Raw genomic sequence first — 13010 nt, 5'->3', positions numbered from 1 at the left:
GTGATTGAGCGGTTTTTTCATATCTCATAAAAATGCGTATCAGGTACATGCTTCTTTGCAATAAACCCTTGCTGGAATTCCGGAAAGACCTTTTGCACCTGTTTGATTTTTTGATGAACCAAATCGGCATATGGAATATATAGATGATCCACAAGCTTTTGTTCTGTCATATAGTAATACCAATTCAGATTAAAGGTATTCTCATCAATGATCGTAAAGGCAGAAAAATGATAGAACAAGAGTGGACATTCGTCGAGATACATTTCCCCTTTCACAACTGAAAGCTTGTAGTTTTCAATATTCCAAATCGCGGCATTGGCTCCTTTAGATGTCACCACATGGACCCCTTCAAAATCATCGATCCATCTTTCAACATACCGCTGATCTCCATACGTCTTATTTTTTGTATCCATTTCGACTGTACAGTGTGCAAGACAGTTTTCCTTCCATTGTGTGACCGCCCGTTTGGCAACGTCTGTGTTGCGGCAGCCGACAAATCCAGTATTGAAGCGGCCAGATAACTCATAAAAGTGATAGAACCGCTTGGAATTCATATGATCCGTCAAAAATAAATGAGCGAGTGGATTCTCTGCAAATATCGCCTCTGGATCATGATAAAAATACAAATCCGTATCCAAATGGGCGAGATAATCCGCTTCTGAGGACTCAAGGATTTTGAGCAAAAAAACGGGCTTTAACGTCCAGCAATACTCATGGAACGTCCGATCATCCTTTGCCTCTCGCAGCGTCTCATCTTCAATATCTTCAAGCTGTTCATATTTAACGTGCGGATGAGGAAATTCACTTAACACCTTGTAAGCCAAAGGGTCTGCACATAGAACAGACAACTTGAATGAATGAGCGGTTTGTTCAAGCGAATGAATCAGCGCCAAAAGCTTAAAAACATGTGTATTCGACACAATGGTTGTAAAATGATAAGACGCCATCTACAACACATCCACTTGAAACAAATCAACGCGTAATAACTCTTTTGTCAGCCCTTGAATGGCTTCTACAACCACTGTGCAGCCATATTCCTGCCGCGCAAGCTGCGCTGCCTCGGACAGTTTTTTCAAAGGGACATGTCTAGCGGTCAGCTGATCTTTTTTATCGCGTTTGACGCCTACGTTCCGCTCCGTGATCAAATGAAGCAGCTCTAAAAAATAAGAGAGCAGACCATCGAATACCGGATTATCACGCAGCTGCCGGACTTCTTTTACAATGTCATTTGTGATGGTGTGAGAAAATGGACCAGAGAAAGCCAAATGGACATCAATGGCATCAATATTGTTGTACTTCTCGCACATATACAAAATGTTATATTTGATGTCATCAAATGACGTTAAATTACTTGGATGCTCCTGATGCACGCTCATGATATCCTCTCGCAATTCAAAGGAGAGACCAAGCTGATGCAGACGAATTCCTAAATCATAATCCTCAAACCCGTACCGAACGATCTGTTCATCAAACATCCCGAGCGCGATGACATGCTTGCGTTTGACAGAGGAGTTATTCGTAATAAAAAATCGCCACGGCAGCTCATAAGAGCCTAAATCATAGTTGTACGTGCGCAAAATGTCTTTGAGGATATCAATAAACTCAGACTGCAAATCGAAGCTTTTCTCTAGAAATGCACCATTTTCAACTTCCTTCATTGATAAAAGAGGCGTTTTATCATTCATTTTCCGCTTATACAGGCCTTGCTTTTTCAACCGATTGATATGATCCTGATCAAATGCTTCGTAAAAATAACGATAAATCCGCTTCCAGCATACACCACAAATGACAAGGTCCTCATGATCAGCATGTGCCTCCGCATGCTTTTGAATAAATTGCGGCTCTGCCAGCATATCGCTGTCATGGAATATCAGCAGGTCTCCCTCCGCCTCGCGAATGGCATGATTGCGCCCCTTGGCTATCCCTTGATTGACAGGAATACGCACCTTTTTAAACGGGAAATTCACCTCAATGTTCTCAAGCATTTCCATCGTGCCGTCCGTTGACCCATTATCAGTGACAATGACCTCAAACGGAATATTCGTATCCTGAAGCGTTAAGGAAAAAAGACTCCCTTCTAAACGCTCCTTGGCATTATAGCTCGGAATAATGACGCTTACCTTTGGCTTCTCATTCATGCGTCATCCTCCTCCAATTTGGCATAGCCGTTAAACAGCGGATCGACCTGCTCAACAGATTCAATCACATGGCGCAGCACGTTTCGATAGGCTTCTTGGAAAAACGGCAGATCATCTCTCCCTTTTTCATGAATTTGCTGCATCTCATCCTTGCTCACGATGCGAAAGCCGCTGAAATGATAGCAAATGAGCGGATGCCCATCCTCCAGCAAAATCCGTCCATTTTCTTCCCGATAGGAATGCTGCCCATAGTTCCAATGACCAATATTCACGCCTTTTGTTTGAATATCCTCCACTTTTTCAAACAGCTTCGGCATATGATCGAGATATCCTTGATCTCCAAACTTGCCTTCTCCCGGTGCATTTTTGCATTCCTTCAAGCATTCTTCCTTCCACCAGCTGAGGCATTTTCGTCCGGCTTTATCTCCTTTAAAATGCAGGAAGCCAGAGTTATAGCGACCTAAAAGCTTCTGAAGCATTTTCACTTCCTCAGGATCGAAGCTCGGAATCACAATATCCCCTCTCGAAAGTAAAACAGAGGCATCCGGCTGATGTTGAAAAATCACTTGCGGGCTCTCATAAAAAAATAAATCCGCATCAAGATAGGTTACTCCTTCTGCCTGCTCCTGTTCAAATAACCACTCAATCCACATCGGTTTTAATGTCCAGCAATATTCCGAGGCATCCCGTTCCTCTTTTTTCTCCAGCAGCTCCGGCGTTTCGAGCTCCCGTACATGAACAAGATCAACATGAGGAAAATTCATTTGATGAAGCAGATCAAATGCAGCATCATCCATACATAACGTCTTGATGACAGCATCATCTTCTACTTGCTTCAATGACAAGAAAAACGCAATGGCTTGATAAAGTCTTCCACTTGATAGAACCGTACAATATATGCTGTTCATCTACTAACACCTCTATTTTTGAAAGAATTCGCGGTACCATTCAATCGTCTTCTCTAAACCTTCATCAATCGAGTAGTCTGGCTTCCAATCAAGCAGCTTTCTCGCCTTTTCTGCCGACAAATATTGATGCTTTATCTCATGCGTTCCTTGGTTTAAAATACGAGGCTTCAGTTCACTGCCCATTGCCTTTAAAATCTTATCCACGAGTTCAAGAACCGTCAGCTGAATTTCATTACTAAAGTTAAAGGCTTCTCCAGCGAGCCCTTTTTCCTCCATCTTCTCAGCTAGCAGCAAATAAGCCTTAACCGCATCTTCAATGTAGAAATAATCACGAATAAATGTCCCATCACTTCTAATTTCAGGCGCTTCTCCTTCTAGCACAAGCTGGATGGTTTGCGGAATGATTCTGTTGAAATTTAAATCCCCGCCCCCGTATAAATTGCCGCAGCGCGTAATACAAACTGGAAGACCATAAGTGTTGTAATACGTGTGAGAAATTAAATCTGCACAGCTCTTTGATACATCATACGGATGTTTCCCATTTAACGGCATGTCTTCATCGTATGGAAGCTGCTCCTGATCGCCGTATGCTTTATCACTTGATGCTACGATGACTCGTTTGATCAGCGGCTGTCTTCTGCAAGCCTCGAGTACATTCCATGTCCCTAAAATATTGGCTTCAAATGTAGAAACAGGGTGTCTATTTGCAACCCCAACAATGGCCTGCGCCGCCAAATGGAAGACGGTATCAATTTCGTATTCTCCTAACGCACGTTCAATCGTTTGCATATCCTCCAATGCACCTTGTACCACATTCATCTTTTCAAATTGACTGCCTTGATATAGATTCGATCGAGGCACCTGATCACGCACAAGTCCCGTCACGTTTGCCCCTTGATCAATCAATTCCTTGACGAGATAGCTTCCCAATAGTCCTGTACATCCAGTCACAAATACGTTTTTCCCATTCCAAAATCCGCTCATGCCGTCACCAAACCTTCCATGGTTGTTTTCCATTTGTCCACATGCCATTGATTTCCTTCAGGTTCTTATACGTATCGATCGCTGTCCAAAATCCGTGGTGCTCATAAACCGCAAGCTCTCCATCATTCGCCAGATTTTGAAGAGGCTCCGCTTCAAACACGCATTGATCATCGTCTGTCAAATAGTCAAATACCTTTGGAGACAACACAAAAAATCCTCCATTGATCATCCCGATACTGTCTGTCTTCTCAGAGAAGGATTGTGCCATCCCGTTATATACCTTCAACGTCCCGTACTGTGACTTCTTTTCAATTCCTGTGACAGTCGCAGCTGCCCCAAGATCCTGATGACGCTTCAGCAGATGAAACATATTGACATTGGCAAGTCCATCACCATACGTCATCATAAATGTCTCATCCCCAATGAAGTCCTGTGCCTGCTTTAACCGTCCGCCTGTCATCGTATTCTCGCCTGTATCTAAAAAAGTGATTTTCCAGTTCTCTGACTTTCCTAAAAGTTTCATCTCCCCTGTCGCCATATCTAGCTTCATGCTGTGATGCCGCCAGTCGTAGTTCAGGAAATACTCTTTGATCTTCTCTCCTTTATATCCAAGCAATAAGATAAACTCATCTACTCCGTAATACTGATAGATTTTCATAATATGCCATAGAATAGGCCGATCTCCGATCATAGCAAGTGGTTTAGGAAGCGCTTGTGTGACCTCACTCATTCTCGTTCCCTTTCCTCCGCAGAGAATGACTGCTTTCATCTTCTCCCCTCATCTCTCTATGAAAAATTTTTGATTGAAAACCTTATCTTTATGCGAAAAATCAGTACATGTACCCTCATACTTTGTCCGACATCAGGTTTTGAATCTACTCTATTCATATGTCGAAATGAGAGAGGGTGCCACCTAGCATTTAACTATTTTTACAAATAAAAAAAGAGCGAGATTTGTATTCTCGCTCTTTCAAAGTTTAAATTGTATATTATCAGGGTAGATGGTATGATAAACATGTGCATCAACAGCACAAACAGCCTCTTTTTATCAAGAGACTACTAGATGGAATGAATTCAAGTGGCAGCTTGCTTCATTCTCAATATGAATCACGGAGGTGAATTCCCATGGCACAAAACGTACTTTGTGAAGTGAACTCTTGCCGTTTTTGGGCGGATAACAGCTGTACAGCTTCTACCATTAAAATTGGTAAAAACACAATGACTGATGTGACTCGCAATGCTGAAACTGATTGCGAAACATTTGAAACAAAATAAGTGATTTTTCTGAGATGAAGGAACTAGCAGGTTCCTTCTTTTCTTTTATCATTCTATCAAGAATGATAATTATTATCAAGTGTTTTTCATTAAACATTTCTCGGGAAATAATGACACGATATTTCTCCATTCGTTGACGATTTTCACTCCTTTTTCTATACTCAACATATCCGAAGAAGAAAAAGTGGTGACCAATCAATGGATTTTACGATACGTTTTCTATCATTCTTTGTCGTAGAAATCGAAGGCAAAGATGAACAAGCAAATAAACGGTTCAAGCATTATCAAACATTAGATCAAGAGGAATTTGAACAAAGTGAGCTGAAGGACTTTTTAGATGGTGAGCTAAAAAAAATCGTCAAACGAAAAGTGGACAGACACCCTAAATCTGAACAAGTACCAACCAAAATTGGCCGGTTCATTGTCGAACCCGGTCATGAACTCGATTCAAATCCAAACTACAATTTATTTCATCAGACGAGATTTGCCGATACAAAAGAAGTATTTAATGAATGCAGTGAACAGTTTGTTCGCACGTATTTAGATACAAGTGCTGTCAGAGGCGGCGTTTTTTTAGTTGCGTCTGCCGTTCCTAAAAAGTACTTCGATGACTCCTTTGTCTTTATTATGAAATGCGATTTTGAACAGAAAGTTGCTTCTATCGCTGATACATCTACCTTGATCAAAAAAGTAGAAATGGCTATTACAACAAAAAACATGAAATCAATTCAATACCCTTTTATGCCAGAAGAGGGCATGACAGAGGAAGCTGAAGTGAAAATTCACCAATCCTCACATGCTCGTTATTTTGAGGACTTTCTGAAATTCGTCGAATACGGAGAATCTATGCCTGAAATCATGAAATCACAGGTTATGAACATGGTGCAGGAACAAGTATTTGAAACATTACAGGATGAAAGTGAAGAATTAAAGCAGTTCGAAGAGGATCTTGAAGTATGGGAAGCGAGTGAAAAACGAGAAATTAGAGAAACACTCGATACAGAACAGGTCACACTAGCAGCTTCTCACATTGTGGAACAAACCCCTGATATCACAATGAAAATGCGTCTAGGTGAAACAGAAATCAAAGGGCTTCTAGCGGACTTTGGCCACTCGATCCATATTGCGAAGGTCAACAATCGATATGTCGTGCTCGTCGAAGCAGACCAAATTGTCTTCGAAAAAGGAAGCACACCTGTAGAATTCCATAAACCAAATGGATTAAAAGAGGTTGTCAGCCAGCTCACGCAAAAAGCCTACGATTCAGACTTAGAATAAGAGAATATGACTGCCTCCTGCGATCAGCTGCATGAGGCAGTTTTTTTATATGACGCTTTATTTTTTACACTGCACTAGAAGAAACATGCTGCCCGCCTCTTATCCACATGCTGACAAGCATTAAGCTTATGATGAGCATCAACCAAAAGACGCTGTTTGTTCCGAAAAACTGAATCAATGTATACCCGCACAAAGGCCCTAAAGCAGCCCCCATATCTTGAACAAAAGAATAGCTGGCGAGAAAGCGGTTCTTATCTGTTTGAGCAGAGGCTTTTTGAAAGGCAAGTGTATCGGTGAACGTTGTTACAATCGTTGCCAGCAGCTGAATCAAAAGCAGCATCAATAGGAACCAGCCGCTTACCTTCAGCATGACCCCAAGAAAACTGAGCCCTCCAAATGAAAGAAACATCCAGCATAGCATTCGTTCCTTCATCACAAGCCGATCAAACCATTTGCCCGTTCTCGGTGCTACAAATGGTTCCCATCCCCACCTAATTGCTTGAATCACACCGCTTAAAGCCGAAGCTCCGATGACAAAGCCAAACAGAGTCAATTGATCCTGGTCAATCTTTGCTTCAATGACATGACTCAGCGTGGATGCGAATAAACCTTGAATGATCAGTGCGATCAGCATGCCTGTTATCAGTACTTTTACAACATCTCGTGTAAACCACTTTTGTTTGATGCCATGATACACCTGCGTGCCTTCTCTCTTTTCAATTTCATCCAACGATACATAAAAAATGCATCCCATCAATGTAAGTAAACCAAAGACTAGCGTCATGGACTGGAAGCCGATCAAGCTAGCAAAGATTCCGCCAAATAACATGCCAAATAAACTGCCAAGCCGGTAAAGCCCATTATAAAGCCCCGTCAAATGTCCTTGTGAGCCTTCGTCCATTTCAGCCAAAACCCTCATCCCGCTCATTCGGAGTAATGTCCAAGCGAGACCCCATGCGCAGCGGCAGATAAGCAGCAGCCAAAAGCCGCTCATCCCATATAATATCGTGGTCACTGACGCGATCAAAATCGCGATCAATACACCCGTCTTCATTGGGATATAGCGATAGAGCCACCATACGACAGGTGCTAGCGGGATACGAATGAATCGGTTGATGGACAGCAGTAACCCGACCTCCCAAATGGATGATAAACCAATCTCTTTCCAATAGACCGGGAGAACAATATAGAGCATTGAATCCCCAATAAGTGCAAATGCTGTGATGAGCGATATTGACACAACTTGCTTTTGACGACGATCCATTTTTTCTTCCCCCTTCGCTACCTTTACGATAAGGGATGCCTTATAATAAATCTAATGAATGTTTTTGATTGTTTTATCAAAATAATTGATAGGTGGTGCGAAGTTGAATTTACATGCCCTTCGGATTTTTGCAAAGGTCGCAGAGACAAAAAGCGTCACACAAACTGCCGACGCACTATCTTTGACACAGCCAGCTGTGACGGCTCAGCTTAGAAGCATTGAACGAGAGATCGGGTTTCGCCTTTTTAAACGAAACGGTCGGGGCATTGCGCTCACAGAAATGGGAAAGATGCTGTATCCTTATGCCCGGCAAGTGTTTGAGGCTGAAAAGGAAGTAGAATATCAGATCACGCTATTACAAAACGGGAAGAAGGGGCGCCTCCGCATCGGTTCTACCTATGTACCACTCAACTTTTTACTGCCTGATTGGCTGGCTGCTTTTAAAACGTCATCACCACAGTCAGAAATCGAATTAAAAAGCGGAAATTCCGCTCAAGTGATAGAGAGCCTGCTTCAATATGAATCAGATGTCGCCATCGCTGTAATTGAAGATTTGCATCATGAGGAGATCGTTACCTCTCATTTGACGAATTTATGCTATGATTTTATTGTGCCAGCAGACCATCTGTTGAACGGAAAAACCGTTCCGCTAGAGCGCCTGAGTCAGGAGCCCTTTTTAATGCGTGAAGAAGGCAGCTCCACTAGAGATAAGCTCTTTTCCCTGTTCACCTCGAAAGGAATTAAAAAACCGACTGTTGATTTACAATTCAGCGGTGTTCATGAAGCGATTCAAATGATTAAAGCTGGCTATGGGATCACACTTGTTCCCCGTGATGCGGTTCAAGGCAGTCTCAAGCGGAAAGAGATTGGGCGTGTATATATCGAAGGCATAGAAATCGTCAGACCTGTTGTGATCTGCAAACGGGCGAATGACCTTGAAGAAAATAGAACCGTGGATGCCTTCCTGCAAATGAAAGATATCGGTCCATTTAAGGAGCCGGCTGCAAATTAAAAAGGTGCCTGCATGAGAAACAGGCACTTTTTTCTATTCTGCTGGCTGCACGATGTCATACGGTACAGCCTTTGAGGCTTTCACTAATTGTTCTGGTGTGATCAGTATTTCATTTCCCCATTCACCTGCTCCAACGCCTAATATTTCCTCCTCTAATAGCGAAGCTTCGATGATGGTGCGGAAGCCTTCTGGCTGCCAGCAAAACGGCGGTATTGAGCCAATTCGGTAGCCTGTCACTTCTAGAACCTTCTCTGGTGATGCCATTTTAATATTACGAGAGCCAGCCGCTTTCTTTAGTTTCCCTGACTTAATATGCTGGTCAGCGCCAACCATCACAAGCAGCTGCTCTCCTTCCCCTGTTTCAAAAATCAATGTCTTAATCATTTGTCTCTCACGAAAACCAAGGGCTGCTGCTACATTTGCGGCTCCCTTCTCTGTTTCGGAAGAAAATGTTTTGATCTCATATGGGATGCTGTGCTGATTCAAGAATTCATGTGCTGGCAGTACTTTCATTGATTTGAACCCCTTTCCTTACGATGTCTTTCATTTAGCTTATCACAATCCTCTCATCCTTAAGATGTATTTTTCAATGAAAAGCCACTGGGTCCTTCTTCACCATGCTATACTGAACTTGTTTTTGAAAAGGAGCCGGTTGGATATGGGAAACAAGTTTTGGTACTATACAGGCAGTAAAAGCCTTCTCATGCTAAGTGATATTCTATTTGTCATGACGATCACATTTGTGATCTATCAAGATACACAATCTGTTGCGTATGCGGCTTTATTTCCGTTAATAAGAACGCTATGCCAGCTATTAGCTGGGCTCATCTCTCCTGTTTTGGCAGATCACTATCAAGCGGGCCGGCTGTTGAAATGGGTCCCGCTTTTACGTCTTGGGATGCTCATCGTGTTTACAGCTCAATTTCATTTCTTTCAGCAGCATATGATTTGGCTGTTTGGTGCGCTCATTCTCATTTCCATCACAGGCGGGTTCATTAGCCCTTTATTGCAGGCCATCATGCCGATGCTTGTGCCAGAAAATCAGCTTGTGAAAGCGAACAGTACAGCCTCCATTTTTCAACAAACGGTTCAAATTGCCGGCTATTCGTTTACTGGAATGCTCGTTCTGTTCATTGGTCCCTTTTATTTAATGTGGATCACTTGTTTGATGATTGTGTTGTCTTATTTATTTTTCATCCCTTTATTTCCTCTTCTTAAGCAAGAAGACACCGTTCGAAAAGCAAATAAGATGAACAGTTTCAAGGATGGCTGGACGATCATTTGGACAAATAAAACAATTCGCACCCTGACCTTTATGGATGTGTGTGAAAATATAGCAGGCGCTGTGTGGATTGGGGCAATTACGCTTGCCTTTGTCACACAAGATTTAAACGAAAGTGAGGATTGGTGGGGATTTATCAATGCCGCTTATTATACCGGCGCCATTCTAGGCGGGCTCTTGGCTGCGTGGATAAGCCGGTTCATTCAAAAGCAGCTTCTTCTCTTTATGGCAGCTGGGTCATTCATTTATGCAGTGCTGACTATTGTCTATTCACTGAACAGCCTGCCTTGGCTTGCTTTGCTGCTTTGTATTTTGATGGGGCCTGCTTATCAAATTCGTGATGTTTCGCAGCAAACCATTCTTCAAACGGAAACACCTGTCCAAGATTTATCAAAGGTGTACTCGGCTCATTACGTCCTTTCTTCTGTATCTGTCGGTTTATCTATTTTCTTTGTTGGATTGATTGCGGATGCATATGGGGCGAGGTCTGTGTATTTGCTAGGCGGTCTGTTTGTGCTCGTCTGTTCTGGTATTGCCATCCTTTCTTTTATGAAGCAGAAAAAAGAGAGCAGCTGATTCATGCAGCGGCTCTTTTACTTTTCTTTTAACATCGCGAACATGTCACGGGCCATTGCTTCTAAAATATACACAACTGGCGTCTGTGTGGTGATATTGGCTCTGTGTACCCGCTCATCTGTGACGTAGTAGGCAATATTTAAATCTGAAATGCGCGAAATCGTGCAGTGCTGGTTATTCGTAATACTAATGATTGTGCTGCCTTCCCTTTTTAACTTTGAAATATGATCAATCGTAATACTGTTCTCCCCTGATACAGACAGCACAATAGTGACACTATTGTCTAAATACTGCATATTCATCGGGAAAAACGGATCATTGATGTAAAATGAAAATTTCTCAAGACTTGAAAAGTACCTCGCCCCATACTGCGCCAAAATGCCAGAACTGCCAGTCCCGATAAACAGCACATTTTTTGCCTCAGCAATGAGCTTCGCTGCCTCCTTAATTTTCCCCTCAAAGTCTCCCTTTAATGTTCTTTCAATAAATTCATATAGAAAGTGCTGGGTGCTTTTTAAAGTAGGTGTCTGCTCTGCTTCTAAATACATTTTAAGCTTCACTTTAAACTCTGAAAAGCCTTCACAATTCACTTTTCGGCAAAAGCGAAGGACAGACGAGGTGGATATATGGGCAGCATCTGCTAAGTCCCGAATTCTCATATACACGACCTTTTCACTGTTTTCCATGATGTATCGGTATAAAGCGCTTTCTAGTTCATTAAAGCTGGAAATAACCTCACTTGAAAACATCTGACTTCCCCTTTCTCCAACAGCATGTCACATTGTGTTTCTTTTATGTAACAAATCTCTAAATAGGGCACCCTTGCCTAAAGACGCTGAAGTCATTTACGCACGAGATGCTCTCACGATAAGCTATAGATGTACAAACAAAAGAATTGGCTTTTCTCTATTATAACATTGCGCGTTACATTATTCGGAGGTGCAGAACATGGCAAAAGGATTAAAGGTTGTCACAATTGGCGGAGGATCAAGCTATACACCAGAGCTTGTAGAAGGATTTATTAAACGGTACGATGAATTTCCGATTAGCGAGCTTTGGCTTGTCGATATTGAAGCGGGAAAAGAAAAGCTTGAAATCGTCGGAGATCTTGCAAAACGAATGGTGAAAAAGTCAGGACTTCCAATCGAGGTTCATTTAACATTAGATCGCCGGAAAGCGCTTGCGGGCGCTGATTTCGTCACAACACAATTCCGTGTCGGACTTCTTGAAGCACGTATGAAGGATGAACGCATTCCTTTAAAATATGATGTCATTGGTCAAGAAACGAATGGTCCAGGAGGTCTATTCAAAGGGCTTCGCACCATTCCAGTCATTCTTGATATTGTGAAAGATATTGAAGAACTGTGCCCAAACGCATGGCTTGTGAACTTCACAAATCCAGCGGGTATGGTTACAGAAGCCGTACTTCGCTATTCAAACCATCGCAAAGTCGTTGGACTATGCAACGTGCCAATCGGCATTCGCATGGGAATTGCCAAAGGGCTTGATGTCGACGCAAGCAGAGTCGAGGTCAGCTTTGCTGGATTGAACCATATGGTCTTTGGACTCAATGTATTCTTAGATGGCAAAAGTATCATGGATCAAGTCATCGAAGACATGGCAGATCCAAACTCCACGATGTCGATGAACAACATTCATGCCATTCCGTGGGATGCTGATTTCTTAAAAGGGCTTGGCGTGATTCCATGTCCATATCACCGCTACTACTACAAAACAAGTGACATGCTGGCTGAAGAAAAGAAAGCAGCAGAGAATGAGGGCACTCGTGCAGAAGTCGTACGTGCACTAGAAAATGACTTGTTCGAGCTGTACAAAGACCCTGATCTTGATATCAAGCCACCACAGCTTGAAAAACGAGGCGGTGCCTACTACAGTGATGCGGCTTGTAACTTGATTGCATCCATTTATAACGACAAGCATGACATTCAGCCTGTGAACACGATCAACAATGGTGCCATCAGTGACATTCCAAATGATTCTGCTGTTGAACTGAACTGTGTCATCACAAAAGACGGCCCTAAACCAATTGCTGTTGGCGAAATGCCAGTCGCAGTCAAAGGACTTATTTCTCAAATTAAATCCTTTGAACGTGTTGCCGCTGAAGCAGCCGTGACAGGCGATTACAACACAGCACTTGTCGCAATGACGATCAACCCGCTCGTCCCATCAGATGCCATTGCAAAAAGCATCCTAGATGAAATGCTAGAAGCACACAAAGAATATTTACCACAGTTCTTCAATAAAGTAGAAGCATAAAACAGAACCGCACTTG

At 42.5% G+C, this 13010-nt stretch carries 13 protein-coding genes; 5 read left to right on the top strand and 8 right to left on the bottom strand.

Annotation, left to right across the window (positions count from 1 at the left end):
• Positions 1 to 17: 17 nt before the first annotated feature.
• Genes MHH54_RS03700 through rfbF form a run of 5 tightly spaced genes read right to left on the bottom strand, consistent with a single transcriptional unit; the run spans position 18 to position 4799 of the window.
• Entirely contained in the window at positions 18 to 947 is a 930-nt protein-coding gene (locus MHH54_RS03700; RefSeq protein WP_003214097.1) for a putative nucleotide-diphospho-sugar transferase, read from the bottom strand.
• The gene (locus MHH54_RS03695; protein WP_342500710.1) at positions 948 to 2138 is read right to left on the bottom strand and encodes a glycosyltransferase family 2 protein; all 1191 of its coding nucleotides are present in this window, start codon (positions 2136 to 2138) and stop codon (positions 948 to 950) included.
• Positions 2135 to 3046, bottom strand: coding sequence for a putative nucleotide-diphospho-sugar transferase (locus MHH54_RS03690; RefSeq protein WP_003214380.1), 912 nt, complete (start codon positions 3044 to 3046; stop codon positions 2135 to 2137). The genes MHH54_RS03695 and MHH54_RS03690 overlap by 4 nt, the downstream gene beginning before the upstream one ends.
• 12 nt (positions 3047 to 3058) lie before the next feature.
• The gene (locus MHH54_RS03685; RefSeq protein ID WP_041816148.1) at positions 3059 to 4030 is read right to left on the bottom strand and encodes a GDP-mannose 4,6-dehydratase; all 972 of its coding nucleotides are present in this window, start codon (positions 4028 to 4030) and stop codon (positions 3059 to 3061) included.
• 4 nt (positions 4031 to 4034) lie between these two features.
• A complete protein-coding gene (rfbF, locus tag MHH54_RS03680; protein WP_003214374.1) occupies positions 4035 to 4799 on the bottom strand; it encodes a glucose-1-phosphate cytidylyltransferase in 765 nt (254 codons plus the stop codon).
• A 356-nt stretch (positions 4800 to 5155) separates the two neighbouring features.
• Between rfbF and MHH54_RS03675 the strand changes: the two genes are divergently transcribed.
• Together MHH54_RS03675 and MHH54_RS03670 are read left to right on the top strand one after the other, a co-directional pair.
• Complete coding sequence (locus MHH54_RS03675) at positions 5156 to 5305, top strand: DUF1540 domain-containing protein (RefSeq protein ID WP_003213883.1); 150 nt, start codon at positions 5156 to 5158, stop codon at positions 5303 to 5305.
• Between the two features lie 198 nt (positions 5306 to 5503).
• The gene (locus tag MHH54_RS03670) at positions 5504 to 6583 is read left to right on the top strand and encodes a DUF3900 domain-containing protein (protein ID WP_335356203.1); all 1080 of its coding nucleotides are present in this window, start codon (positions 5504 to 5506) and stop codon (positions 6581 to 6583) included.
• A gap of 64 nt (positions 6584 to 6647) precedes the next feature.
• Here MHH54_RS03670 and MHH54_RS03665 read toward each other — a convergent pair whose 3' ends face one another.
• Positions 6648 to 7847 carry an MFS transporter gene (locus MHH54_RS03665; RefSeq protein ID WP_003214222.1) on the bottom strand — a complete coding sequence of 400 codons (1200 nt, stop codon included), beginning with the start codon at positions 7845 to 7847 and terminating at the stop codon, positions 6648 to 6650.
• A gap of 103 nt (positions 7848 to 7950) precedes the next feature.
• Between MHH54_RS03665 and MHH54_RS03660 the strand changes: the two genes are divergently transcribed.
• Positions 7951 to 8859 (top strand): LysR family transcriptional regulator, encoded by a 909-nt coding sequence (locus tag MHH54_RS03660; protein WP_342500709.1) that lies wholly within the window; start codon positions 7951 to 7953, stop codon positions 8857 to 8859.
• 33 nt (positions 8860 to 8892) lie between these two features.
• Here the strand turns inward: MHH54_RS03660 and MHH54_RS03655 are convergent, their stop codons facing one another.
• A complete protein-coding gene (locus MHH54_RS03655) occupies positions 8893 to 9372 on the bottom strand; it encodes a YbaK/EbsC family protein (protein ID WP_106032782.1) in 480 nt (159 codons plus the stop codon).
• Between the two features lie 145 nt (positions 9373 to 9517).
• Here MHH54_RS03655 and MHH54_RS03650 point away from each other — a divergent pair, with 145 nt between their 5' ends.
• The gene (locus MHH54_RS03650) at positions 9518 to 10717 is read left to right on the top strand and encodes an MFS transporter (RefSeq protein ID WP_106032783.1); all 1200 of its coding nucleotides are present in this window, start codon (positions 9518 to 9520) and stop codon (positions 10715 to 10717) included.
• Between the two features lie 17 nt (positions 10718 to 10734).
• Here MHH54_RS03650 and MHH54_RS03645 read toward each other — a convergent pair whose 3' ends face one another.
• Positions 10735 to 11466 carry a MurR/RpiR family transcriptional regulator gene (locus tag MHH54_RS03645; protein ID WP_342500708.1) on the bottom strand — a complete coding sequence of 244 codons (732 nt, stop codon included), beginning with the start codon at positions 11464 to 11466 and terminating at the stop codon, positions 10735 to 10737.
• 199 nt (positions 11467 to 11665) lie between these two features.
• Between MHH54_RS03645 and MHH54_RS03640 the strand changes: the two genes are divergently transcribed.
• Positions 11666 to 12994 (top strand): 6-phospho-beta-glucosidase, encoded by a 1329-nt coding sequence (locus tag MHH54_RS03640; protein ID WP_342500707.1) that lies wholly within the window; start codon positions 11666 to 11668, stop codon positions 12992 to 12994.
• The last annotated feature ends 16 nt before the right edge of the window (positions 12995 to 13010 follow it).

The sequence above is a fragment of the Bacillus sp. FSL K6-4563 genome (genome assembly GCF_038630405.1).
GTDB classification, from domain to species: domain Bacteria; phylum Bacillota; class Bacilli; order Bacillales; family Bacillaceae; genus Bacillus; species Bacillus pumilus.
This window is presented reverse-complemented; position numbering and strand designations above follow the sequence as displayed.